Annotated in this window: 19 protein-coding genes; 10 read left to right on the forward strand and 9 right to left on the reverse strand. The window is 55.2% G+C overall.

The features are described 5' to 3' along the window. Positions 1 to 260: 260 nt before the first annotated feature. The 7 genes from F3J40_RS00065 (at position 261) to F3J40_RS00095 (ending at position 10,419) form a co-directional block, all read left to right on the forward strand. A complete protein-coding gene (locus F3J40_RS00065; RefSeq protein WP_167011797.1) occupies positions 261 to 2,333 on the forward strand; it encodes a hydantoinase/oxoprolinase family protein in 2,073 nt (690 codons plus the stop codon). 21 nt (positions 2,334 to 2,354) lie between these two features. Beyond that, on the forward strand, positions 2,355 to 4,082 hold the full coding sequence (locus F3J40_RS00070) for a hydantoinase B/oxoprolinase family protein (protein WP_167011799.1): 1,728 nt from the start codon (positions 2,355 to 2,357) through the stop codon (positions 4,080 to 4,082). Between the two features lie 2 nt (positions 4,083 to 4,084). Continuing rightward, a complete protein-coding gene (locus F3J40_RS00075; RefSeq protein ID WP_167011801.1) occupies positions 4,085 to 4,930 on the forward strand; it encodes a sugar phosphate isomerase/epimerase family protein in 846 nt (281 codons plus the stop codon). 240 nt (positions 4,931 to 5,170) lie between these two features. Continuing rightward, on the forward strand, positions 5,171 to 6,580 hold the full coding sequence (locus F3J40_RS00080; protein ID WP_017348930.1) for a glycerate kinase type-2 family protein: 1,410 nt from the start codon (positions 5,171 to 5,173) through the stop codon (positions 6,578 to 6,580). Between the two features lies 1 nt (position 6,581). Beyond that, positions 6,582 to 7,856, forward strand: coding sequence for a phosphopyruvate hydratase (gene eno, locus F3J40_RS24770; RefSeq protein ID WP_167011803.1), 1,275 nt, complete (start codon positions 6,582 to 6,584; stop codon positions 7,854 to 7,856). Positions 7,857 to 7,906: 50 nt separating this feature from the next. After that, entirely contained in the window at positions 7,907 to 9,028 is a 1,122-nt protein-coding gene (locus tag F3J40_RS00090) for a tyramine oxidase subunit B (protein WP_167011805.1), read from the forward strand. 116 nt (positions 9,029 to 9,144) lie between these two features. Continuing rightward, positions 9,145 to 10,419: a Glu/Leu/Phe/Val family dehydrogenase gene (locus tag F3J40_RS00095; RefSeq protein WP_167011807.1), complete on the forward strand. Its 1,275-nt coding sequence runs from the start codon at positions 9,145 to 9,147 to the stop codon at positions 10,417 to 10,419. 50 nt (positions 10,420 to 10,469) lie between these two features. Here the strand turns inward: F3J40_RS00095 and F3J40_RS00100 are convergent, their stop codons facing one another. From F3J40_RS00100 to F3J40_RS00130, 7 genes are all read right to left on the reverse strand, one after another. Continuing rightward, the gene (locus F3J40_RS00100) at positions 10,470 to 12,110 is read right to left on the reverse strand and encodes a GMC family oxidoreductase (RefSeq protein WP_167011809.1); all 1,641 of its coding nucleotides are present in this window, start codon (positions 12,108 to 12,110) and stop codon (positions 10,470 to 10,472) included. Beyond that, the gene (locus tag F3J40_RS00105; protein ID WP_167011811.1) at positions 12,107 to 12,646 is read right to left on the reverse strand and encodes a sugar dehydrogenase complex small subunit; all 540 of its coding nucleotides are present in this window, start codon (positions 12,644 to 12,646) and stop codon (positions 12,107 to 12,109) included. Before F3J40_RS00105 ends, F3J40_RS00100 begins: the two co-directional genes overlap by 4 nt. After that, the gene (locus F3J40_RS00110) at positions 12,633 to 14,027 is read right to left on the reverse strand and encodes a c-type cytochrome (protein WP_167011813.1); all 1,395 of its coding nucleotides are present in this window, start codon (positions 14,025 to 14,027) and stop codon (positions 12,633 to 12,635) included. The genes F3J40_RS00105 and F3J40_RS00110 overlap by 14 nt, the downstream gene beginning before the upstream one ends. A gap of 103 nt (positions 14,028 to 14,130) precedes the next feature. Further along, positions 14,131 to 14,838 (reverse strand): hypothetical protein, encoded by a 708-nt coding sequence (locus tag F3J40_RS00115; RefSeq protein ID WP_167011815.1) that lies wholly within the window; start codon positions 14,836 to 14,838, stop codon positions 14,131 to 14,133. Between the two features lie 16 nt (positions 14,839 to 14,854). After that, a complete protein-coding gene (locus F3J40_RS00120) occupies positions 14,855 to 16,003 on the reverse strand; it encodes a lactonase family protein (RefSeq protein WP_167011817.1) in 1,149 nt (382 codons plus the stop codon). Positions 16,004 to 16,040: 37 nt separating this feature from the next. After that, positions 16,041 to 16,679, reverse strand: a complete 639-nt coding sequence (gene otnC, locus F3J40_RS00125; RefSeq protein WP_167011819.1) for a 3-oxo-tetronate 4-phosphate decarboxylase — start codon at positions 16,677 to 16,679, stop codon at positions 16,041 to 16,043. 14 nt (positions 16,680 to 16,693) lie between these two features. Beyond that, positions 16,694 to 18,001 carry an MFS transporter gene (locus F3J40_RS00130; protein WP_167011821.1) on the reverse strand — a complete coding sequence of 436 codons (1,308 nt, stop codon included), beginning with the start codon at positions 17,999 to 18,001 and terminating at the stop codon, positions 16,694 to 16,696. Between the two features lie 268 nt (positions 18,002 to 18,269). Here F3J40_RS00130 and F3J40_RS00135 point away from each other — a divergent pair, with 268 nt between their 5' ends. Continuing rightward, a complete protein-coding gene (locus F3J40_RS00135; protein ID WP_167011823.1) occupies positions 18,270 to 19,298 on the forward strand; it encodes a LacI family DNA-binding transcriptional regulator in 1,029 nt (342 codons plus the stop codon). Positions 19,299 to 20,482: 1,184 nt separating this feature from the next. On the opposite strand, the gene F3J40_RS00140 is transcribed toward F3J40_RS00135, so the two are convergent. Both F3J40_RS00140 and F3J40_RS00145 read right to left on the reverse strand, forming a co-directional pair. Continuing rightward, entirely contained in the window at positions 20,483 to 21,175 is a 693-nt protein-coding gene (locus F3J40_RS00140) for a molybdate ABC transporter substrate-binding protein (protein WP_167011825.1), read from the reverse strand. After that, entirely contained in the window at positions 21,172 to 22,425 is a 1,254-nt protein-coding gene (locus F3J40_RS00145; RefSeq protein WP_167011827.1) for an alpha-hydroxy acid oxidase, read from the reverse strand. The genes F3J40_RS00140 and F3J40_RS00145 overlap by 4 nt, the downstream gene beginning before the upstream one ends. A gap of 196 nt (positions 22,426 to 22,621) precedes the next feature. Between F3J40_RS00145 and F3J40_RS00150 the strand changes: the two genes are divergently transcribed. Together F3J40_RS00150 and otnK are read left to right on the forward strand one after the other, a co-directional pair. Next, a complete protein-coding gene (locus F3J40_RS00150) occupies positions 22,622 to 23,290 on the forward strand; it encodes an aspartate/glutamate racemase family protein (RefSeq protein ID WP_167011829.1) in 669 nt (222 codons plus the stop codon). Further along, positions 23,284 to 24,576 (forward strand): 3-oxo-tetronate kinase, encoded by a 1,293-nt coding sequence (otnK, locus tag F3J40_RS00155; RefSeq protein WP_167011830.1) that lies wholly within the window; start codon positions 23,284 to 23,286, stop codon positions 24,574 to 24,576. Before F3J40_RS00150 ends, otnK begins: the two co-directional genes overlap by 7 nt. Positions 24,577 to 24,860: the final 284 nt, after the last annotated feature.

Consider the following 24,860-nt stretch of genomic DNA (forward strand, 5'->3'; position numbering starts at 1 on the left):
CCATTGACGACAGAATTTAAACCAGCTAACTTTGTCGCTATTAAACCGTTTAGTTTAAACCAAACAGTTCAATAACCAGGATAAGAGCGCCTTCAGTCGAAGCCTCTCACTGCGAAAAATGCGATGAGTTGTTGCCCTCAGCCTGGTGCGATCTGACGCAACACGACCTTTCATATCAGTAAATGGCGACCTGCTCCGCAGGTGGCACGGGATAGTCATACCTTTTTTTCGAGTTCGCGCTATGGCGCAGGAGGCAACAAATGAATACAGCACGCATCGGCGTGGACATCGGCGGGACCTTCACGGACCTGGTTCTGTTTGGCGACAACGGTGAAACCTTCTTTACCAAAGTCCCCTCAACCCCGGCTAAACCTGAGCAGGCGGTGCTGACCGGGATTAAACGCATCACCGATACGGCCGGTCTCGATGTCAGCAAAGTCACCGAAGTGGTGCACGGGACCACCGTGGGTTCGAATACCCTGTTGCAGAAAGTGGGCGCTAAAACCGGTCTGATCACCACCAAAGGTTTCCGTGATGTGCTGGAAATTGGCCGTGTGCGTACGCCAACCATGTTCGACCTGAGCTGGGAAAAAGCGGTTCCGCTTATTTCACGCCGCTATCGCCTGGAAGTGGATGAGCGTTCAACCGCCGATGGCCGCATCCTCAAGCCGCTGGATGAAAAAGAGATCATTCAAATTGGTGAGTTCTTCACCCGCGAAGGCGTGGAGTCAGTGGCAATCTGCTTCCTGAACTCTTACCGCAACCCGGAAAACGAACAGCGCGCGCTGGAATTGATGCACAAACATTTCCCGCACCTCTACGTCACCGCATCGGTTTCCGTGTTGCCGGAAATTCGTGAATACGAGCGCACCTCTACCACGGCGGTTAACGCCTACGTGCTGCCGTCATTACGGGCCTACTTCGCTCGTCTGGAGAGTGGTCTGAAAGAGATCGGCGTCGCTGCGCCGCTGCTGATCAGTAACTCCAACGGCGGTCTGTCCAGTGCCGAAATGGCCCAGGAGAAGCCTGTATTCTTTATTTCATCAGGACGTTCAGCGGGCGTGGTCGGTGCCGGTCGCCTTGGCGAAGCCATGGGTGAAAAAGATCTGGTGGTATTCGACATGGGCGGCACCACCGCTTCCGCGTCACTGATCTATAAAGGTGAGCTGGCACGTGCGAATGAGTACGAGTTCCGTGCGGGGATCTCTACCCCAAGCCGCTTCATTAAAGCGGGCGGGTATCTGATGCGTGTTCCTACCGTTGACGTTGCCGAAGTGGGTAGCGGCGCGGGTTCCATCGCGCGTATTGATGAAGGTGGCCTGATGCACGTCGGCCCGCTGTCTGCCGGTGCCGATCCGGGTCCGGTGTGCTACGGCATTGGCGGTAACTCCCCTACCGTCACGGACGCCAACGTGGTGTTGGGCTTCCTGCCTGCTTCCCTCGCGGGCGGTACCATGGATCTGGATGTTGCTGGTGCGCGTGCAGTGATTAAACGTGACCTGGCCGATCCGCTCAAACTCAGCATTGAAGATGCGGCATTCGGTATTCGTGAAGTCGCCAACATCAATATGGCGCGTACCATCAAAGCCGTTACCGTTGAGCGCGGTGTTGATCCACGTAACTTCACCCTGCTGGCCTTTGGGGGTTCCGGTCCGGTACACGCCTGTGACCTGGCGCGTACGCTGGGTATTCGCCGCGTGATCTTCCCGAAATCACCGGGTGTCTTCACCGCAACCGGGATGTTGGCCGCCAAAGTAGAACGTTACTTCCTGCGCCCACTGAACGGTTTCCTCGACCAGTTGCCGGTAGAACAGGTCAATACACTGCTCACTGAAATGCGCAGTGAAGCGGTTTCTCTGCTGGCGGAAGAGGGTTATCAGGAAGGCCAGGTAGATTTCAACTTTGAAGCGGATTTGCGTTTTAAAGGCCAGGACTTCGAACTGCCTATTGCCCTGCCAGAAAACGTGACTGAAGCACACCGCGAATCTCTGCGCGCGGCGTTCCGTGACGCCTATAAAGGCATTTATGGCTACGCCTCAGAAGACAGCGTTGAAATCGTCAACATTCGTCTGAACGCCAGCGGTAACAGCGGTAACCGTTTGCAGTTCGTGGCGCAGCGCCCAGAGCCTTCCGATGCGCAACCGGCAACGCGCAAGATCTACTTCTCGCGCGATGACCAGTGGCTCGATACCCCGATTTATGAGCGCAGCACATTCCAGGGTGGCGTAGCGGGCCCGCTGATTATTCAGAGCCCAGACACCACTATCGTGATCCCACCGCGCGCCCAGGCCGATCTCGATGCCTTCGGCAACGTCGTCGCCACTCTCGCTTAAGACTTTGTAAGGATAAGACTCATGGCTCAGAAAAATCACGATCCGATTACCTTTGCCGTTATTAAAAACGCACTGGATAACATCGTTGATGACATGGCGTTTGCCGTCATGCGTACCGCACGTTCACCGATTGTGCGCGATGTACTGGATTACTCCGTGACCCTGTGTGACAAACAGGGGCGCATTCTCTCCCAGGCGAAAACCGTTGCGCTGCACCTTGGTGCAGTACCGGACGCGATGGACGTGATCATCAACCACTATTCCGAAGATTTAGCGCCGGGCGATGTCATCATCTTCAACGACCCGTATGAAGGCGGCATGCACCTGCCGGATATCTTCATGATCCGCCCTATCTTCTACCAAGACAGCCTGCGTGGCTATTCCGTGGTGATTGCGCACCACTGTGATGTGGGTGGCCGGGTACCGGGCTCCAACGCCGCGGATTCGACGGAGATCTTCCAGGAAGGCCTGCGTATTTCCCCGATGAAGCTCTACACCAAAGGGGTTCTGAACGACACCCTGATGCGCATCATCACCAAAAACGTGCGTCTGCCAGAGCTGGTGGTGGGTGACCTGGAAGCGCAGTTCGCCACCTGTAACCTCGGTGAGCGTGAGTTGCTGCGTCTGATTGAGAACTATGGTGCCGATGAGCTGGACGGTTACTTCGATGCGCTGATCGACTACGGCGAGCAGCTGACGCGGGCGGCGATCAAAGCATGGCCAGATGGCGACTACCACTTTGAAGATTTCATTGATGGTGATGGTTTCACTACCGATGCCATTCCAATCCGCGTCAAGTTAACGGTAAAAGGCGATCACCTGTTTGTCGACTTCGCCGGTTCTTCACCGCAGGTTAAAGGGGCGATCAACTCCACCCTCTCCTTCGTGAAATCCGCGACCTATCTTTCGGTGCGCTGTGCGCTGGATGAAGAAGTGCCGAACAACGCCGGCGTCTACCGCTGTATTACTATCAGCGCGCCAGAGGGCTCGATCCTCAACCCGGTTATGCCTGCGGCAGTTGCGGCACGCGCACTCACCGGTTATCGCGTGGTGGATACCGTGCTGGGCGCACTGTCACAGCTGGCACCGAAAAAAGTCATGGCGGCAGGCGAAGGCGGTAACACCGTCCTGGCATTCGGCGGCTGGGATAAAACCACCCGTGAACCGTTTGTACTGGTGGATATGATCAACGGCGCCTGGGGTGGTCGCTGGAACAAAGATGGCGTCGAAGGCGTGACTAACCCCTCACAGAACATGTCTAACCTGCCGGTGGAAACCCTGGAATTACGCTACCCAATGATGATGGATGAGTACAGCCTGCGTCCGGATTCCTGTGGTGCCGGTGAGTTCCGTGGCGGCCTGGGCCTGATTCGTCAGTATCGCCTGCTGGCAGAAGAAGCGGTATTGCAGATCCGTGCTGACCGCCATGCCCACGCGCCCTACGGACTGTTTGGCGGTAAACCGGCGGCGCCTTGCGTGAACATCCTCGATCCTGAGGGAGAAAACACCGTGCTGCCCGCCAAGATCACCCGCACTATCGGCCGCAACGTGGTGGTTCGCCACGAGCAGGCAGGCGGCGGTGGCTACGGCGACCCGCTGAAACGCTCACTGGAGCTGATTCGCGATGATCTGAGCAACGGCAAAATTTCTGCCGAGTTTGCCAGCGCGCATCATGGCGTGGTGTTCGCCGCTGATGGCGTCACGATTGATACTTCCGCAACCTCCCAGCGTCGTAGCACAGGAGCATAAGCATGAGTCAGTTTGATTTGAGCCGGTTTGCGATTAACCAAATCACCACGCCAAAATGGACGCTGGCGGAAGCGATTGAGGGTTATGCCCGTCAGGGCGTGCACGGGATTGCCGTGTGGCGACAATACCTTGATGATTATGGTGTCAAAGCGGCGGTGAAGCATTTACATGCCGCCGATATGTGGGTGGCATCACTGTGCACCAGCGCATGGGTCAATCAAACTGACGCAGCGGGCTATCGTCAGGCGCTGGATGAAAACCGTCGCATTATCGATCAGGCGGCGGCCATTGGCGCGCCTTGCGTGGTCATGGTGGTGGGCGGCGTAGGCAGTGATAAAGATCTCTACGCTCAGCATCGCCGCATTCATGATGCACTGGAAGAGCTGGCCCCCTACGCGACTGCGGCCGGGGTCAAGCTCGGGCTGGAACCCCTGCACCCCATGTACTGTGGCGATCGCAGTGCGCTGAATCTGATTACTCACGCCAACGACCTGATTGATGAGCTGGGGGATAAGGCCTCGGGTTTAGTCGCCGATGTTTACCACTGTTGGTGGGACCCCAACTTTGAGCAGCAGCTAAAACGCGCCGGGAAAGATCGCATTGTCACCTTCCATTACTGCGACTGGCTGGTGCCGACGCGCAACCTACGCGATCGCGGCATGGTGGGAGATGGTGTGGTGAATTTTGCCCAGATCCGTGGCTGGCTGGATGAGATTGGTTATGACGGCCCGTTTGAGCTGGAGATATTTTCTGAACTGGACTGGTGGGAACGCGATCACCATGAAACCGTTCAGATTGCGATTGAACGCTGCGGCCCTTATGTCGGACCGCGCATAGCACGGCCCTGACGTGCCTTACCGCCAGCGATCGCGCTCGCTGGCGGTAACACCTCAAGTAGCGAATGAATAACTTACTGATTAAAAAGTAAAAAAAATTTAACGATGTTAATTGTCTGACAATCGATTGACACATTGTTAGTGAGTACCCTAGAGTGATCCCCTATTGAGCGCCGCGATCAGGTTATCGACTGGAAAAGCGCTTTCGGCAGCAATCAACATTCGCGTTAACTGAACCGACAGGCCATTAAGATGAAAAAAATCCGTAATGCAGACCAGATTCTTACCAACGGAAATTTTGCTTCCAGAGAAACCGTACTCGAAATCGCTGATAAAACCTTGCAGCGCCTCGATAGCTACCATCGTATTAAAAGCATCATGCATCTCGACGGTGATGTTTTACATATTGGTAGCCGTTCATGGGATTTACGCCGTAAGAAAAATATTTACCTGTTTGGTGCTGGCAAAGCCTGTAACCATATGGCAATGGCGGTGGACCATGTATTAGGTGACCGTCTGACCCGCGGCATTGCAATTGTAAAAATTCACGAAGAGACAGACCGGTTTAATAAAACCGATGTCTTTGTTGGCGGCCATCCATTGCCTAATGAAGTGGGTTATCAGGCATCGAAAGAGATTATTCAACTGGTTGAACAGTCTGGCCCGGAAGATCTTTTTATTGTGGTGATCAGTGGCGGCAGTTCAGCATTAATGTCTTGTCCGGTAGACGGCATTACTTTACAGGATGAGATTGACGCCACCGATGTATTACTGAAGTCGGGCGCGGGTATTTATGAAATTAACGCCATTCGCCGCCATATTTCCGCGTTAAACGGTGGCATGTTAGCTAAACGTATTCAGGATGTGGGCGCAGAATTAATCGGCATTGGTATCAGCGATGCGGTGGGTACACCCGCTACCGGTGATATTGGTGAACCGTACACCGCCTACAAAAGCACCCCAATCGGCCCGGATGCCACCACGCTGGACGATGCGCGTGCCACCATCGCCAACTTCGATCTGGCCGATCGCCTGCCCAAAAGCATTGTTGACTATTTGACCAACGCCGGCCCGGAACAGGAGACGCCAAAAGCGTTCCCGGACAACACCTATTTCCTGCTTAACACCCTGCCGGACTCCTGCATTTATGCCAAAGAAGTCTGTGCCGAGATGGGTTTACCGGCGGTGATTCTCACCTCCTTCCTGGAGGGTGAAAGCCGCGACGCGGGAACCTTCATGGCCTCACTGGTGCGGGAAATTCAGACCTACGGCAACCCGGTTCAGGCCCCCTGCGTGCTGCTTAGCTCAGGCGAAGTCACAACCCAAATTCTCGATAGCAAACTGATCAAAGGCCACGGCGGCCCCGGCCAGGAGATGGCGGTGAGCTTTGCGATTGCCGCTGCCAAAACCCCAGGTGCGTGCCTGCTCTCCATTGACAGTGAAGGCACCGACGGCACCGCACAGGTGGCTGGCGGGATTACGGACTCAGAGAGCCTGAAAGCCGCGCAGGCCAAAGGGATCAATCTCTATCAGTCTCTGCGTGAACACAGCTGCTTCGAAGCGCTGGACGCGATTGGCTCAACCGTGTTTACCGGCAACACCGGGACAAACCTGTGCGACCTGAACATTGTCTATGTGCCTGCACTGAAAGAAGGGAAATAACGTGAACGATAAGATTATTGCGGTTGAAGCCCAGCAGATTATCGACTGTAAATGTCGCCCTGCGGTGGAAGTGGTGGTACGTACTGAAAGTGGCGCTATCGGACGTGGTGCCGCGCCAACCGGGACCTCGGTGGGCATGTATGAAGCCTGGGTGCTGCGTGATGGCGATAAAAGCACCTACAACGGCCTGAGCGTGCATAAGGCAGTGCAGAATGTGGAGCAGATTATTGCCCCCGCCCTGATCGGCATGAATATCTTCGACCAGCGCGCCATTGACGACACCATGATTGCGCTGGATGGCACGGAAAATAAGCAAAAACTCGGTGGCAACGCCATTTACTCGGTGTCGATTGCGGCCTTCCGTGCTGCGGCTGATGCTCGCCGCATCCCGCTGTATAACTATATTGCCGGTGGTGAGATTAAAACGGTTCCCGTCCCTTGCTTTAATGTGATCAACGGTGGCCGCTACGAGCTGTTCAGCCAGACATTTAATGAGTTTCTGATTGTGCCCTACGTGACCGACAGCATCGATGAAGCGATTGAAATGGCGGTCACCGTATTCCAGAAACTGAATGACGTACTGACGCGTTATCTCTCCAGCAAACCTCAGGTGGCCAGTTCATATGGCTATGCCGCCCCTTCGGACGATCCTGAAGTGGTGCTGTATCTGATGCAGGAAGCGATTGATCAGTGTGGGTATACCGGGCGAATCGCCTTTGCCCTCGATTGCGCCTCCAGCGAATTCTACGATGCCGACAGCAAAACCTATTTGCTTAAGGGTGAACGCGTGACCAGCGATCGGCTGATTGCCTATGCCCGCGAGTTAAGTGAGAAATTCAATTTTGTCTTTATTGAAGATCTGCTGGATGAGAATGACTGGGAAGGTTATCAGAAGGCGGTGCGTGAGATCCCGCGTACCTTGATTCTGGGCGATGACCTTACCGTGACCAAGCTCAGTTTCTTGCAGCGCGCCTACGAAGAAAAAGCCGTTGACGGTTTTATCCTGAAGCCAAATCAGGTGGGCACCATCAGTGAAGCGATGGACGCGTACCACTTTGCGGCCGACAAAGGCCTGATTGCCGTCCCTTCAGGACGTTCCGGCGGCGTAGTCGATGATGTGGTAATGGACTTCTCCGTTGGCCTGCAGGTGCCGTTGCAGAAAAACGGTGCGCCGCGTTCGGGTGAACGTATTGAAAAATTGAATTTCCTGATGCGCGCCAATGCCGCCAGTGAACACTGTCGTTTATACGATATTTCTCCTTTAGTCCGTTTCTGACGCTGAATTTATTCACGCAGACCCGATAACTTAACTTTAAGGTTAATAACATGTATCCAAAAATTGATTTTATTTACCTGTCAGAACCGGACATGATTGAAGCTGGCGTTCTGGACGCGGCACGTTGTGTTAATGTTTGCGAAGAAACCTTTAGCTTATTAGGCAAAGGGGACTATTTAATGGGCGGGGCTAATCACAACAGCCACGGCATGAATATCGTTTTCCCTAAAACCTCTCCGTTCCCGAATATGCCGGTTGCCGGTCCGGATCGCCGTTTCGCGGCAATGCCGGGTTATTTAGGTGGCCGTTTCGACGTGTGCGGCAATAAATGGTATGGCTCTAACCATGCGAATGCCGAAAAAGGCCTGCCGCGCTCTATCCTGACCATGATGTTGAATGATAAAGACACCGGTGCCCCACTGGCGCTGATGTCTGCCAACCTGTTGAGCGCTGCACGTACCGGTGCCGTACCGGGTGTCGCGGCGAAACATCTGGCCAACGCAGATGCGAAAACGGTGTCCGTGGTGGGCTGTGGCCCAATCAACAAAGCCTGCTTTGTTGCCATCATGACTCAGTTGAAATCCGTCACCAAAGTGGTGTGCTTTGACCTGTTCCAGGAAAAAGCCGATGAATTCGCGCAGTGGGCCAGCGAAACCTACCAGATTGAAGCCGTTGGCGTAAACGAAGCCGAATTTGGCTTCCGTGATGCGGACGTGATCACCGTTGCAGCCTCGCGCCTCAAGCCTCTGCACTTTAAAGATGAGTGGATCAAAACCGGTGCCACCATTCTGGTTTCCGGCCCGGTGAATACCGAAGAGTCGTTCCTGACCAGCGCCAAAATCGTCTATGACCACACCGCCCTGCACGAAGCCTATGTGGAAGATGCGATTGGCTCTGGCGATAAAGAAGCCTACTACAACGGCGTCATTGGCGGCCCATTCTACCGTCTGATCGATGCAGGCAAACTGCCGGCACTGACTGAATCCACCGGTCTGGGCGACGTAGTTAACGATGCAAAACCTGGCCGTGTTAACAAAGCAGAGCGCGTGATTTTCATCGCTTGTGGCATGTCCGTGTTTGACATCAGCTGGGGCTATGAGCTGATGCAGACCGCGCGCGAACGCGGTATCGGCCAGCAGTTAAACCTGTGGGATAAGCCAAGCCAGGCGTGATCAACGTGGGCTGCCGCACCGGCAGCCCACTCGACCTGCTGAGCTGACAGCCTGTTTGACTTCACCCCATGCCCGGTAGGCGATTTCCTCTTTCTCTGTCTGTGGAACATAACATCATGAGCAAATCTCTCTCCTACGTTTCAGAAGATAAAAACTCCCCCTGGGCCACCTATCTTGCCCAGGTTGAACGCGTGTTGCCCTACATCGGTGAACTCTCCCGCTGGGCAGATACGCTTCGTCATCCCAAGCGCGCGTTTATTGTTGATATCCCGCTGGAGATGGACGATGGCACCGTGCGTCACTTTGAAGGTTTCCGCGTGCAACACAACCTGTCACGCGGGCCGGGTAAAGGCGGGATTCGCTATCACCCGGATGTTAATCTCGAAGAGGTGATGGCCCTTTCCGCCTGGATGACGGTGAAGTGTGCGGTGATTAACCTGCCGTTTGGTGGGGCCAAAGGCGGGATTCGCGTCGATCCCCGTGAGCTTTCCACCAAAGAGCTGGAGCGCCTGACGCGGCGTTACACCAGCGAGATTGGCAATATTATTGGACCGCAGCGCGATATCCCTGCACCGGATGTTGGCACTAATGCGCAAGTGATGGCGTGGATCATGGACACCTGGTCAATGAACGCGGGCGCGACCAGCACCGGCGTTGTCACCGGAAAACCGGTACACCTCGGCGGTTCTCTGGGCCGCGTGACGGCAACCGGGCGCGGTGTGTTCGTTACCGGCCGCGCGGCCGCACAGAATATCGGCTTAGCCATTGAGCACAGTCGCGTTGCAGTCCAGGGCTTCGGTAATGTGGGCAGCGTAGCGGTTTCACTGTTCCAGCAGGCCGGTGCCCATATTGTCGCGGTGCAGGATCACAGCACCACGCTGTGGAACAACGACGGCATTGATATTGCGGCGTTACAACACTGGCAGCAAAAGCACGGCGAAATTGCCGGATTCCCCGGTGCCAGCGTTATCGCCAGTGATGACTTCTGGCTGAAAGACTTCGATATCCTGATCCCCGCCGCGCTAGAGGGACAAATCACGGAAGATCGTGCTCGTCAGCTGCGCTGCAAACTGATTCTGGAAGGGGCCAATGGCCCAACGCTGCCCGCCGCCGATGATATTTTGCATCAGCGCGGTATCACCATCGTGCCGGATGTGTTGTGCAACGCCGGGGGCGTAACGGTCAGTTATTTTGAGTGGGTGCAGGACTTCTCCAGCTACTTCTGGGGAGAAGATGAGATCAATTCACGGCTGGATCTGATCATGTCGCAGGCGTTTGAAGCCGTGTGGCAAAAAGCCCAGCTGTTAGATGTAACGCTGCGTACCGCCGCCTACGCCGTGGGTTGTGAGCGCATCCTGATCGCCCGCAAGGAACGGGGTATCTATCCTTAATCTTTACCGGTGTAAAAGTCCGCCTGGCAACGAGGCCAGGCGGGAGTGTGTCAGACCAGCACCTGCGTCAGCAGATGGTGCGCCAGCCGCAGACTCAGCGCCGCACCGGTCAGCGTCGGATTCATGCAGGACGATGAAGGCATCACGCTGGTGCCCGCAATAAACAGATTAGGATGGTCGTGCGTGCGGCAGTCCGCATTCACCACCGAGGTGCGGGGATCGTCTCCCATGATCGTCGTGCCCATAATGTGCTGACGATCCTGATATTTGGTGTCGATCTTCAGGATCTCGCCACCCAGCAGTTCAGCAAACTGGTGGAAATCCTTCACCCCTTCATCTTTGCCCGCTTCCCAGTAATCGTTCACGCTGTAGTAAATGTCCGGTACCGGAATGCCAATCGCATCGGTTTTGGTTTTGCTTGGCACTACGCGGTTTTCCGGCAGCGGCAGCGTTTCAAAATCAATGGCGAAGTTTAACGAACGGGCAGACAGCAAACGGATCTGACGATCCAGTTCCGTGCCCAGCACCCCTTTCGCAATCAGCGAGGCGGTGTAATCCGCTGTCGGCACGGTATTACGCACTTTGATCTTGTAGCTAGGAAAGCGCTTGCGGAACTCGCCGTCACGGTTGTTCAGATACACCAGCAGTTCGGTGGGGCCTTCCCCCGGCCAGACATCTTCATTCATCATGAAATTCATGCTGATACCGGTGTGCCCCATCAGATTGCGTCCCACCTGATCCGAGCTATTGGCAATGCCGTTGGGATATTTTTCGGAAGTGGACATCAGCAGCAGTTTCGGTGATTCAATGCCGTAGGCCGCCAGCACAAAGGTTTTCGCCTTGAGCTGATGATTGCTGCCATCCGGTTTACGATACCAGATGCTGCTGATTGCCCCGCTGTCGTCCGCTTCAATGCGGTACACCACTGAGTTATCCAGCAGTTTCACACCCAACCGCTCCGCTTCATCAATATGCTGCGATCCGTCGTATTTCGCGGCAATCGGGCAGACCGGGTTACAGTTGTTATTCCCGGCACACACCGGACGGCGACCATAAGGGCGCGTGGCACGTCCATTCGGCTCCAGCACCGGGTTATAGCCGCCCTTTAACAGCTTTTCCGTCAGGCGTTCAAACAGATAGCTGGTGGGTAGGCCTGGCATCGGGAACGGCGTGGATCGTGGCGGCCACGCCTTGCCCCCTTGCCCGCTCTCATCCTGCCCGTCAACGCCCGACACGCCCAGTTCATGCTCCGCTTTGCCGTACCAGGGTTCCAGCTCGTCATAGCCAAACGGCCAGTCGCGCCCGCGTCCATACAGGCTTTGCAGCTTGAAATCATTCGGGATCATGCGCCACAGCGCCGAACCAAAGTGCCAGGTGGTGCCGCCCACCACGCGCAGGTATTTGGTCGGGTATTTTACCGGCCCGCTCTGCTGTAAATAGTCACCGTAGGTGGAGGGCACGTGCGGCAGATCGGGATAAGGGGAACCCACGCCCTGTAATTTCATGTTGGTCAATGACATTTTGAACGGGGAGCTACGGTAGCGTTCCAGAATTTCTGCCCGCGTTACCCGAGGCCCGGCCTCAAGAATGATCACCGATTTTCCCGCTTTTGCCAGTTGTGTGGCAATCACGCCACCCATCACACCTGAACCGATGATAATCACATCAGCGTCATATTGTTGCTCACTCATGCCTGTGCTCCTGAGGACAAGGTTGTCTGGTTGTGCGTAGCCGGGTTGTTTAACCAGAACAACGGCCCACCGCCGTAAGTTGGAATCACTAAAATGCCGCGCGTTGGGCGGTACATCAGTGCTTCGGCATAGGCGATCAATTCCATCTTCGCGCCATCACCCACCAACCCGGTGTACCAGGCGGCAATAATGGTGCTGGCAGTCTGAAACTGCGGGCTGGCTTTATCGGTTGCCGCGATAAAGTCATCCACATGGGCAAACGCATGTTGTTTAAGATAGTTTTGTAATGCCGCTAGCTGGGTAGAGAACTGATTATTGTGACGTTGTAACGCATCATAGTAGCGTTGCGCCAGCAGTGGACTCACCGGCTGGCTGACGAGCAGGCTGGAGACGGTGATAAAACCACTCTCTTCAAGTTCTGCCGCCATCGCGCGACGTTGGGGAAACAGCGAATCACACAGCGCGCCAAGGGAGAGAATTCCCATGCCCTGCAACAGACGACGGCGGGAGAGCGAAAGTTGATTATGCGTTGCCATCTTTTTTCCCCCTACGGCGTAGCGCCACAAAGATCAGACCCAATACCACCACCAGTACGCTGCCCCACACCTGTGGCCGGGCCAGTTTTGCCAGCAGCGGGGTTTCACCGCCGTTACGAATCGTCTCGACCTGTTGCGCCGTGACTTTAACGGCGGGATTACCGTAGTTTTTCAGGACATAGTTGCTGACGTCTGCAATTTGCCGATCGCTGAGGCGATCGGTATAGAACCCACTCGGTCCAAACGCAGGCATGTCGATGGGCTCGCCCTGCACCGTCCGGTGAACACCAAAGACAATGGTGGCAATCAGGTTGTCCGCCTGAGGCGCACCCGTGGCGCTATTGTGGAACAGCGAAGGATACAATGCGGTCCCCTGACCGTCAGGCTGGTGGCAATTGGCACAGGTGCCACTAAAGACTTTCCAACCGGCATCCACCTGAGATGCACCGCGCAGTCTTGCTTCATCAGTGGACGGTTGCCCCCAGCTATCACGCGCGATGTGTTCACCCTGGCTGACGGCAGGCACCTGTCGCAGGTAAGCGACCATCGCGTTGATATCTTCTTTGCTGAGGTATTGCAGGCTGTGTTCAACCGCCTCCGCCATTGGCCCCGCCGCCTGCGCTTTGCCCGGCACATGCCCGGTTTGCAGGTAGCGCGCCAGATCGGCATCGGACCAGTTACCGATACCCGAGGTAGCATCAGGGGTGATGTTAGGCGCATACCAGCTTCCGAGACTGCCGCCGGAGAGCGCTTTGCTGTTGTCCTGGCCCATCAGGCTGTTACGTGGGGTGTGGCAGGTATCACAGTGGGCTAGCGCGTTGACGAGGTAATCCCCACGATTCACCTCAGAACTGACATCTTTACGCGGAGTAAAAGGCTTATCATCGGCAAACAGCAGGTTCCACAGCGCCATGCTGGCACGCAGGTTAAACGGGAACGGCAGTGACGTCGCCGCCGCTGGTGTGTCGTCCGCTTTTACGCCCTGCATGAAGTAAACGTAGAGTGCGTGGATATCGCCGTCGGTGATTTTGCCATAGGAGGTGTACGGCATTGCCGGGTAGAGGTGCTGGCCCTGTTTGTTAATTCCCTGGCGCACAGCGCGCGCAAAATCAGCCTCGCTGTAATCGCCGATGCCGGCTATTTTTGACGGCGTGATGTTGCTGGCAATGATGTTGCCCAACGGAGAGGCTATGGCATAGCCCCCACCCATGGCTGGACCGCCTGGTGTGTTGTGGCACGCCCCGCAGTCCGCAGCAATCGCAAGGTATTTGCCCTGAGCAATCAGTTCACTGTTTCCGGTGTTGGTTTCAGCCGTCGCTGAAGCCGCCCAGGGAAGCAGCAGGCTAAATGCAAAAGGCAGACAGTAACGTCTGACACGCATGATATTTTTCCAGTATTGAACGTTGTTTTTATTGTTTCCCCGTGCGTATTTTTTACGCACGGGGCGAATCCTTTTCTGCGCTAAACGTTAGCGCGCAGAATAATTACAGCAGTTCATAATCGTTGAAGGTGAGTGGCTCATTGCTGCCATCGGTAATATCGACCTTACCCGGCTCCGTTAAGAAGGCATCGCCTTTATGGACCCAGATCTCTTTAACGTGATTCGGGTGAGCAGGATCGGCCAGTAATACCCGACCTTCACTGAAGAACACGCGCACGCCCGGCCCATGCTGGGTATATTCGCCGGTGCTCTCTCCCGGTTTTAACGTGACTTTCCAGCCTTTTACCGTGGGTTTATCCAGCACCTGTACAATCGCACTGGTGTCTGGGCGCGTCGCGCCGCCAAAGTGTTGCGGCCCGGTCATATTAATTTCAAACGCGACCTGATGATTTACCGTGGTGCCGGTATTCGTCACTTTATCGGCATCGGATTTTCCCTGATGTGCGCCAAATTTTACGTTGCCGCTTTTCATCTCATAAAGAGTGGCGGGCTTATCGGGGAATTCGATTTTCACCGGGCTGCCATCAATATGGGTATTCACATAATCCAGATGTTGTTCGTGATACTGCGTACTCTGGCCGGGCTGAATTAAGACCCGCATCACCGTGACGTATTTATTCTGCAAAATAACGTGGTGCAGGGGTTCCAGATCGGTCGCGACCACCTTTTCCGCCGCCGTGGCCTGCCAGGCGGTAGCCGCCAGACCGAGGCTCAGACACAGGGTAGGTAAATGTTTTTTTAATGCTGGCATGCTGACTCCTTCAGAATTATTCGACAAAAGTGACCCAGTTGGCATTTTTTCCGCTGGCAATACGCTGTTTCAGGGTTAATTTCCCACTGCGATCGTCAATCGCATACAGCGAGAGCTTGTCTGACTTCTGCCCGGTTTCAATCAGGAACCGGCCGCTGTTATCAATGGCAAAGCCACGCGGTTGCTCTTCCGTTTTCACGCTTTCAATAAAGGTTAAATGGCCATCCTGTGGCGAAATGCTAAATGCGCTTAAGTGGCTGCTGGTGCGTTCGGTGGCGTAGAGGAATTTGCCATCCGGCGTGATATGAATGTCCGCCTGCCACAAACGCGGTTTTTCAGATTTCGGCAAGTCGTTGTCACCGGTGAGTGGACGCGCTTCACCGCGTTGCATGGTTTTCGCGATTTCCGGGTCGAGGCCGACAATGGTTTCATGCTCGGTCAAGGTGCCGTTGGCATTGACGCTTAACCGCGTGATGTTGCCCGCCATTTCAGTTAGCAGGTAAAGGTTCTGCTCACCGTTAGCATCTTTCTGGGGTGCGAAAGCAAAGTGGCGCGGGCCGGTTTGCGATTCGCGCTGGATGTTAATAAAGGCCGGATCGTTCGGCGTCACTTTGCCGCTGTTGGCATCAAAGCGGAATTGTGCGACCTGATCAGCGCCCAGCAGCGGTACATACAGGAAGTGGTTAGTGGGATCGGTCTGAATGGAGTGCGCACGCTTCCCGGTATGGATCACATCCACCGCCGCAGATTCCGGCACCGCATCGCTGCCGATGTGGTACACCGCAAACAGATCGCCGCCATACGAAGAGGCAAGTAAGAAACGTCCGGTCTTATCCAGCGAGACATAGGCCATCGCATCCGGCACGGCGGTATCGCCAATGTGTTTAAGGGAACCGTCGGCATTAATATGCCAGCTACCGATGTGATACGGCTTGCTGCGTACCGAGACGTACAGGGTTTTCTTATCCTGCGAGACGACCGTTGGCATGGTGTTATCGCCGGTCGGGTACTCGCCAATCAGTTTTAGCTGTGCCTGCGCTTTGTCCAACTGATACGCAGAGACGCTGCCACTGCCTGCATTGGAGATGTAAACCAGGCTCTCCGCGCTGGCCGTGCCACTGAGTGCCGCCAGGCCTATCGCCGCAGCCAGAACCATCTTTTTCATCTTTTATCCTTTTTATAGGGGGTACAGAGGGTGTTGCTTACCACCGGGTTTTGAAGGTTTCACACAGTTCCTGCACCGCATCTGGTGAGAGTGCCGCCGGTTTGCTGTGGCTGTTGAGCCACAGGCGTGCGGTCTCTTCCAGCTCTTCAAGGGCAAAGCTGGCGGTTGAGATGCTGTTGCCCCAGATTACCGGGCCAAGGCGCTCCAGCATGACGCCACGCACCTCCTTCGCCAGCAGTGCGACCTGCTGCGCCACGTCCGGATGACCCGGGCGGCAATAGTTGATCAGGGGAATACGTCCCACCTTCATGACCTGATAGGGGGTGATCGGCGGCAGGATGCTGTCCGGCTGCCACACCCCTTCCAGCGTGAGCTGGACGAGATGGGTGGAGTGGGTGTGCACCACACCCCTGGCTTCTGGGTTGTTGTCGTACACCTGACGATGCAGCAGCAGGGTTTTCGAGGGTTTATCCCCGGAGACCCACTCGCCATCGCGCGAGACTTTAGCGATACGCTGCGGCGATAAGTGCCCAAGGCAGGCATCGGTTGGGGTGATGAGCCAGCCATCTTCCAGCCGCGCACTGATGTTCCCTGCCGTGCCGGTGGTGTATCCCCGGTTAAACAGATCCGCGCCCACCTGACAAATTTCTTCGCGAAGTTGTTGTTCGTTTTGCATGTGCGTTTCCTGGGTTATTTGTTGGCCGTGGCGATTTCAGGTTGTGACGGTGTGTTTCCCACCGGCAGCGGTTCCAGCTTGCCAAGGACAAACATAAAGGTCAGGGCACCGAGGATGCAGATCCCCCCCGCAACCAGCAGCGGTACGACGAACGATCCGTGACTGAGGCTGAGCATGACGCCAGTGAATGAAGCCGTGACGATGCCCGCCAGGTTCCCGGCAAAGTTCTGGATCCCACCCAGGGTGGCGACATAATTACCCGCCGGAGCCACATCGGCCGGGAGCGTCCAAATATTGGCCGCCGTGAAAGCCAGACCGGCGTAGGTGATGGAGAACAGGGTGAGGATCACCGCGATGCTGTCGGTGAAGGCGGCAAAGGCAATCACGCTGGAGAGCAGCATACCGGTGACCAGGCAGGTTTTGCGTGCGGTGGTAAGGCTGAACCCTTTGCGGTAGAGCGCATCTGAGACCACACCGCCTAGCAGGCTGCCCGGAATGCCCATCAGCGCCGGGATTGCGCCTAACGTCCCCAGTTCTTTGAGCGAGAAGCCGTGTGCAATGGTCAGATAGGTCGGGAACCAGGTGACGAAGAAGTAGGTGGCAAAGTTCATGCAGAAGAAGCCAATCATCATGCCCCAGACGTTGCGATGGCGGAACAGCGACCACATGTCGATTTTGCCACCCTGCTGTCCTACTGGCACCGCGCGGTCTTCCAGCAGGTTCTGGCGTTCGGTTTCATCCAGCCCTTTCATGGTTTCTGGTTCGCGGTAGAAGATTAACCAGATGGCGACCCAAACCAGGCCCAGCGCGCCGGTGACGACAAACGAGGTTTCCCAGTCCCAGGTGCTGATGAGCCATGCCACCAGCGGCAGCGCTAATGCGCTACCGGCGCGTGGGCCCGCATCAAAGATGCCGCTCGCGGTGGCGCGCTGTTTTTTCGCAAACCAGCTGTAGACCACTTTGACACAGCCGGGGTTGCCCCCGGCTTCGCCGATCCCTAATGCGAGGCGTGCCGCAAATATGGAGGTGAAGCCTTTGCCAAAAGCGGTGAATACCGTAAACAGTGACCACCAGCCGACGGCAATCGCCAGGCCGGCACGTGCGCCGAGACGGTCAATCATCCTGCCCGCCGGGATTTGCATCAGGGCATAGGTCCAGAAAAAGGCACCGAGAATCAGCCCCATGCTGGTATCATCCAGCCCGAGGTCTTTTTTGATGTGCGGGGCCGCAATCGCAAGGTTGATGCGATCGATGTAGTTGATGGCGATGGCTAAAAAGCAGAATGCGATCATTAACCAGCGGACTCGCGGATATCTGCGCATGATGAGATCCTTTATTCTTTATCGTTAGGGTAGCGAAGTCGTCAGTCCCCTCTGTTTGGCGCAAGGGTCTGAGGCATTTTTCCGGGTAGACGTTAAACACCCGCGTTGTTGTTAAAAATTCGTGAGCATTAAGCTCCAGACTGATAACATGATGTAAAAAGTAAGCGATTACAAAATTCAGTCAAGGCAAAAGTAAGCGCTTTCAGGAATGAGTGCGTTTTACTGATTAAATTTGTGGACCCGGTCACTCTTCTGCAGGAGTCTAACCATGAGTGAGAAAGTCAGCGGCCCAGGAAGGGTGTCTCTGGAAGATGTAGCACGTCTGGCGGGTGTTTCTACCGCCACCGTTTCACGGGTGCTTAATGGCAGTTCAACGGTACGTCAGACGCGCCGTGAAGCGGTAGAGAGAGCCTGTGAGGAGTTAGGCTATGTGATTAACCGTGCAGCTCGTACGTTGGCTTCTCGCCGCAGTATGACGATTGGTGCGGTAGTGCCAACGCTGGCTACGGAGACTTTTTCACGGGCTTTGGGTGAGTTTCAGCGGGTGATGCACGAAGCGGGTTATACCCTGTTGTTGGCAAACTCTAATTTTGATCCGGCGATCGAGCTGAATGAGGTTAATAAGCTGATCGAGTATGGTATTGATGGCCTGATGTTGGTCGGTAATACGCACCATCCCCGTTTGTGGGAGCGTATTGCGGCCTTGGGTATCCCCTGTGTGCAGACGTTTTCGTTAGACGATGAGCGTCCATGTGTGGGTTACAACAGTGAGCAGGCGGCGGAGAGTATTGCTCAGCATCTTTTGGCCTTGGGTCATGAGCGTTTCGCCGTGATTGTGGGCACGCCGCCCAGTAACGATCGTGTTTCCGATCGTCTTAACGGGACTCGCCGCGCGTTAGCCTCTGCCGGATTGACCCTGCCGGATAGTCATTTGTTTGATAGCGCGTTTAGCATGAACGATGCCCGTAAGGCGTTGTTTTCGCTGTTAGATGGCCCGCAGCCCCCGACGGCGATTATCTGCGGTAATGATTTGTTGGCGTTTGGTGTGATGCGCGCAGCAACCGAGCGTTATTTGCGTATTCCCGGTGATATTTCCATCGTAGGCTTCAATGATTACGAGTACGCCGAGCATTTGCACTATCCACTGACCACCATGCGGGTTGATTTAACGCGCATCGGTTATGAAGCCGCCATGTGGTTGATGGCGCAGTTAGAGGGTAACAGCACCGTCAATCGGATTGAGATCCCTACGCAACTGATTGTACGTAGCAGTACGGGTAGTGCGCCGCGAGAGTAGTGGGCACGGTTGAGGTTGAGATTAAGGTCAAAACACTCGTCTGATAAATCGAGATACTTCGGCCTGTCAGGGCAATCGGGCTGTGCACTGAACCCCATACCCTGCCCTCCGAAATCCATGCGGTTGTTTTGCCTGAAAAATATTGTCTGCCATCCTACGCCAATAGCAAAAAACCGCACGGACTTCTGACAACCGCACTGCTGCTGTTGGGAAGATAATGGGGGGTGTGACAGCAAATGCCTCTGGCACATGGATGTGCCAGCGGATCGTAGGGATACGGGTTCCTTTGCAGTCATACCCCCCATTGTCTGACCTTCCACCTGAATCCACAGCGGCTTTCCAGCACCGAGCCTGAATTCTGACCTGCCACCCAGTTCCGTAGTGACTTACCAACACGCTGTAAGAAAAGTCAAAACACTCGCCTGACAAATCGAGATACTTCGGCCTGTCAGGGCAATCGGGCTGCGACGTAGCTCGCTCCGATTACCCTGCCCTCCGAAATCCATACGGTTGTTTTTCCTGAAAAATATTGTCTGCAACCCTGTGCCAAAAGCAAAAAACCGCACGGACTTCTGACAGCCGCACTGCTGCTGTTGGGAAGATAATGGGGGGTATGACAGCAAATGCCTCTGGCACATGGATGTGCCAGCGGATCGTAGGGATACGGGTTCCTTTGCAGTCATACCCCCCATTGTCTGACCTTCCACCTGAATCCACAGCGGCTTTCCAGCACCGAGCCTGAATTCTGACCTGCCACCCAGTTCCGTAGTGACTTACCAACACGCTGTAAGAAAAGTCAAAACACTCGCCTGACAAATCGAGATACTTCGGCCTGTCAGGGCAATCGGGCTGCGACGTAGCTCGCTCCGATTACCCTGCCCTCCGAAATCCATACGGTTGTTTTTCCTGAAAAATATTGTCTGCAACCCTGTGCCAAAAGCAAAAAACCGCACGGACTTCTGACAGCCGCACTGCTGCTTCTGGGAAGATGATGGGGGGTATGACAGCAAATGCCTCTGGCACATGGATGTGCCAGCGGATCGTAGGGATACGGGTTCCTTTGCAGTCATACCCCCCATTGTCTGACCTGCCGCCTGAATCGACAGCGGCCTTCCGGCACCGTTCCAGAATTCTGACCTGCCGCCTACATCCACAGCGGCTCAAAATGCGGAATCCATTAAAAATCAATAGCGCTTAGTCAAGCCATATTGGCTAAACACTGCAAACACTTCTGGGGTTTGCAGCCAGTGTAAAAACCGTTGTGCAGCAACGGCGTTATCGCTGGTTTGCAGCACAGAACCGGCGAGCGAAACCGGCTGCTGCAACGGTGCGGGTAACGCCCCGACGATCTGGATATTGGGCACCATCAACAACTCACTGATCTGCTGCAAAGCAATATCTGCGGCACCGTTGTGCAACTGCTCTGCGGTGTAACCCGCACGAATAATCGTGCCACGCGCACGCACTTCGGCATCAATCCCTAGCTGCTTCAACAACTCAGCGAAATAAATACCGCTGGCCCCACCGGCCGACCAGGCGACCGAACGTGCGGCGAGCAACGTCTGCTTCACGGCCTCCGGGGTGCTGATATCCGGCGGAGTCACCCCCGGCAACACGGCGAAACCAATGGGTGAATCGACTAAATCCGTCACACTGTCAGCCTGTAAAAATCCTTCGCTCTCTAGCTGAGCCTGGGTCTCAATAGTGGCGACGATGGCATCAGCAGCAACACCGGCAGCGACCTGCTGCGCAATCACCGTACTGGGATGCCAGTGAAAATCCAACGCAATATCAGGATTCAACGTCCGCCACTTCGGCTCAAGCTGCGCAAAAGGCGCTCCCAGCGTCAAAGCACTCAGAATAGTCAACTGGCTCATGCGCGATCCTCCCTGGCGAACAACGGCGCTCGGCGTAACAACGAAGCCTCTAAATCACCAGGGCGGCGCACACCAATCAAGGCTAAATCGCGATCGATCTCATCACGCAAAATATGCATGGCATGTTCAACCCCCGCCTGCCCACCGACCACCGCGCCGTATAAAAAAGGCCTGCCGAGGAACACAAAATCCGCCCCCAGCGCCATGGCTTTCATCACGTCAGTGCCGCGTCGAATGCCGCTATCAATAATCACCTTCATCGCTCCTTTTTGAGCGGCAATCTCCGCCAGGGTATGCAAAGGCGGAACGGTGTGATCTAACTGACGTCCGCCATGATTGGACAAAATCACCGCATCAGCCCCTAAATCCCGCGCAATAAACGCATCATCCGGCGACATCAATCCCTTCACCACCAGATTGCCTTTCCAGCGCTTGCGAATCGCTTCAACATGCTTCCAGCTCAGCTCATCACGGGCATTGGTATTACGTACTTTACTCGACATCATCGGCGGGCCACGTTCTGCATCGGTATTCTCGAAATGCGGCGCACCGTGCCGCCAAAAGGTCTGCGCAACAGTGCCCAATAACCAACGCGGGCTCATGGCGCTTTGCCAAATCACTTTCGGCGACATCTTGATCGGCATACTAAAACCACTGCGGATATTGTGTTCACGGTTGCCTAACAGCGGCGTATCTCCCGTTACCACCAACGTCTTATAACCCGCAGCCGCAACGCGATCGACCAACCGGTCAATGCGTGGCTGATCCCCCGCCAGATAGGCCTGGAACCAGGCATTGGGGTTGGCCTGATGCACCGTCTCCAGCGGGATAAGTGAAGAGGCACTGAGAATCATCGGCACATTCATCGCTCTCGCGGCCTCAGCCAAACGCACATCCGCGCGATAACTGACAAAAGATGCCCCTCCCAACGGTGCCACACCAAAAGGGTGCGACCAGCGGTGGCCAAATAATTCAACGCTTTGATCGCGTCCAGACACATCACGGAACATGCGCGGCACAAAGGTATATTGCCGATAAGCCTCAAAGTTGGCTTCAATACCCCGCCCGGTTTCCACGCCACCTGCAACATACTGATAAATCATCTCTGGCAGCCGACGCCGGGCGTGGCGCTCAAAGTCATCCAACGCCAGTAGATCGCGAAATTTACGAGGTACATTACTGACAGGACGCGCCAGCGCAGTGGGTGTTGCGCCGGTATCCAGCGTTGTCGGGTGAGCAGATGAAGTCATAGTGATAGAGTCCATTTAAAAGTAATCGCTTACAATTTGGCGATATTTAGTTCGCTAATGTTTATTATCCTGCCATAACAGTAATTATTTTATGTGATCAATCTCACTTTACAGCAACAAATGTAAGCCCTTACATTTAACTAAAATCCGAACCGGGGTTTAATGGATACCTCACTGCTGATGACCGGAGAACATAATGAGACCCCGTATTGTGCTGCTGCACGCCACGCCTGTGGCGATTGAACCGATTCTGGCCGCCTTCCGCGAAAGCTGGCCTGAGGCGGAAGTTGTGAATCTGTTGGATGATGGTTTAACCCTGGATCGGGCGAAAGAAGAGACGCTCTCGCGCCGTATGATCGACCGTTTCGTCGCACTGGGTAAATACGCCAGTGAGATGGATGCCAGCGGTATTCTGATTACCTGTTCCGCTTTTGGGCCAGCCATTGATGAGCTAGCCGCTGCGGTCTCTATTCCGGTGTTAAAACCCAACGAAGCGATGTTTGAAGCGGCGCTACAACAGGGTAAACGCATTGGTATGCTGGCAACCTTCGGCCCTTCAGTGCCCACCATGACGGAAGAATTTGAACAATACGCCCATGCCGTGGGTTCAAACGCCACCCTGGAAACCGTGCTGGTGCCTGATGCCATTGACCTGCTGCGCAAAGGCGACAGTGAAACCCACAACCGCCTGGTCGCTGCACAGGCTCATGAACTGGCACAGTGTGATGCCATTATGCTGGCACACTTCTCTACCTCTCGCGCTGCGGAACAAGTTCGTGACACTGTCACCAATACCATTCTCACTGCCCCTCATGCGGCAGTAGAAAAGATGAAAGCGCTGGTGACGGGAGCACAAAAATGCTGATTGGCGTGATAGCGGATGATTTTACCGGTGCCAGCGATATTGCCGTGACGCTCGCCTCCGGGCTGCCGGGTGAAGGTGGATTGCATACGGTGCAGTATCCCGGCGTGCCGGACAGCGCAGCAGAGCGCCACGTTGAGGCGGGTGTGATTGCACTAAAATCACGCTCCCTGCCCGCTGATGAAGCCGTAACGCAATCCCTCGCCGCCTGCGAGTGGCTTCTGGCCCAGGGATGCCAGCAGATTGTCTTTAAATACTGCTCAACCTTTGACTCTACCGATAAAGGTAATATTGGCCCGGTACTGGACGCTCTACGCCAGCGGCTAGCGGCGAAACGGGTCGTGGTCTGCCCCGCTTTCCCAGCCATGGGCCGCACGGTGTATCAGGGGCATTTGTTTGTCTGGGACAAGCTGCTTAATCAGTCGGGTATGGAGCATCACCCGGTCACCCCGATGAAAGATGCGGATATCCGCCGCGTACTCCAGCGCCAGTCCACCACCCCTGTCGCGCATTTGCCGTGGAAGCTGGTTAATAAAGGCAATGCGGTGATCAACGAGCAACTGACCCAGTTAACCGAAACAGAGCCGCAGTTAATTGTGGTGGATGCCCTGCATGATGAGGACCTGATCCAACTGGGGATTGCGGTCGCCGATGACCGGTTGATCAGCGGCGGCTCGGCGATTGCATTGGCGCTGGCACACAATCAAATCCGTGCCGGACGGGCTGCCGGTAACCCACAAAAGCTTGCCCCCGTGGCTGGACCTGCGGCGATTTTAGTCGGCAGCTGTTCCGGCGCGACGCGCGGCCAGATTGCCGAGCATCAGAAACGGTGGGCAGTTAAAGCAGTGGATATTGATGCCGTGATGGAAGATAAAGTCACGCCGCAGCAGCTCGCCGAATTTGTTTTTGCCCATCAGGAAAATCATCCCCTGGTCTACTCATCGGGCACGCCGGATGTGGTGGCCGAAATCCAGCAACGCTATGGCCAACAGCGGGTTTCCGCCAAACTCGATCGCTTGTTTGGGGATACGGCACAGCTGTTAGTCCAGCAAGGCGTTCGCCGCCTGGTCGTGGGTGGCGGAGAGACCTCCGGCGCGGTGGTTAGCGCGCTGAAACCGACCAGTTTACAAGTGGGGCAGGAAATTGACCCTGGCGTTCCAGCGTTGCTGGCTGGCGGTGAAGTACCGGTTGCACTGGCACTGAAATCCGGCAACTTTGGTCGTCAGGACTTTTTCGCCCATGCGTTAGCGGTGCTGGCCGGAGAATCAGCGTCTGATATAGGCAACTAAGGCTGTTGAGAGAAGATACAGGTAAGGCTGGGTGTGAAATTAACGTCAAAGTGACCCCATTTTTCGCAAGTCGCAGAAAAAATTGGGCACAACCAGCCTTGCTGCATCTTAACGGGGCTTCGCAGTGACAAATCATTCGTGCGCCATTAACGGCCTGATACCCGCTATTTCAGAATACCCGCAGGATACTGTCAGTACGCGACCAGCCAAACATTAGGCACGCAAACGATTACTTATTTTTCATCCTGAATAAAATCAGTAATTTGTGTTGTTGATCACTTTTC

Source organism: Candidatus Pantoea multigeneris (assembly GCF_011752615.1).
In the GTDB taxonomy this organism is placed as follows: Bacteria; Pseudomonadota; Gammaproteobacteria; order Enterobacterales; family Enterobacteriaceae; genus Pantoea; species Pantoea multigeneris.

Coding starts and splice junctions, on each gene's coding strand:
- F3J40_RS00065 (WP_167011797.1), top strand. CDS start 261: ATGAATACAGCACGCATCGGCGTGGACATCGGCGGGACCTTCACGGAC.
- F3J40_RS00070 (WP_167011799.1), top strand. CDS start 2,355: ATGGCTCAGAAAAATCACGATCCGATTACCTTTGCCGTTATTAAAAAC.
- F3J40_RS00075 (WP_167011801.1), top strand. CDS start 4,085: ATGAGTCAGTTTGATTTGAGCCGGTTTGCGATTAACCAAATCACCACG.
- F3J40_RS00080 (WP_017348930.1), top strand. CDS start 5,171: ATGAAAAAAATCCGTAATGCAGACCAGATTCTTACCAACGGAAATTTT.
- F3J40_RS00090 (WP_167011805.1), top strand. CDS start 7,907: ATGTATCCAAAAATTGATTTTATTTACCTGTCAGAACCGGACATGATT.
- F3J40_RS00095 (WP_167011807.1), top strand. CDS start 9,145: ATGAGCAAATCTCTCTCCTACGTTTCAGAAGATAAAAACTCCCCCTGG.
- F3J40_RS00100 (WP_167011809.1), bottom strand. CDS start 12,110: ATGAGTGAGCAACAATATGACGCTGATGTGATTATCATCGGTTCAGGT.
- F3J40_RS00105 (WP_167011811.1), bottom strand. CDS start 12,646: ATGGCAACGCATAATCAACTTTCGCTCTCCCGCCGTCGTCTGTTGCAG.
- F3J40_RS00110 (WP_167011813.1), bottom strand. CDS start 14,027: ATGCGTGTCAGACGTTACTGTCTGCCTTTTGCATTTAGCCTGCTGCTT.
- F3J40_RS00115 (WP_167011815.1), bottom strand. CDS start 14,838: ATGCCAGCATTAAAAAAACATTTACCTACCCTGTGTCTGAGCCTCGGT.
- F3J40_RS00120 (WP_167011817.1), bottom strand. CDS start 16,003: ATGAAAAAGATGGTTCTGGCTGCGGCGATAGGCCTGGCGGCACTCAGT.
- otnC (WP_167011819.1), bottom strand. CDS start 16,679: ATGCAAAACGAACAACAACTTCGCGAAGAAATTTGTCAGGTGGGCGCG.
- F3J40_RS00130 (WP_167011821.1), bottom strand. CDS start 18,001: ATGCGCAGATATCCGCGAGTCCGCTGGTTAATGATCGCATTCTGCTTT.
- F3J40_RS00135 (WP_167011823.1), top strand. CDS start 18,270: ATGAGTGAGAAAGTCAGCGGCCCAGGAAGGGTGTCTCTGGAAGATGTA.
- F3J40_RS00140 (WP_167011825.1), bottom strand. CDS start 21,175: ATGAGCCAGTTGACTATTCTGAGTGCTTTGACGCTGGGAGCGCCTTTT.
- F3J40_RS00145 (WP_167011827.1), bottom strand. CDS start 22,425: ATGACTTCATCTGCTCACCCGACAACGCTGGATACCGGCGCAACACCC.
- F3J40_RS00150 (WP_167011829.1), top strand. CDS start 22,622: ATGAGACCCCGTATTGTGCTGCTGCACGCCACGCCTGTGGCGATTGAA.
- otnK (WP_167011830.1), top strand. CDS start 23,284: ATGCTGATTGGCGTGATAGCGGATGATTTTACCGGTGCCAGCGATATT.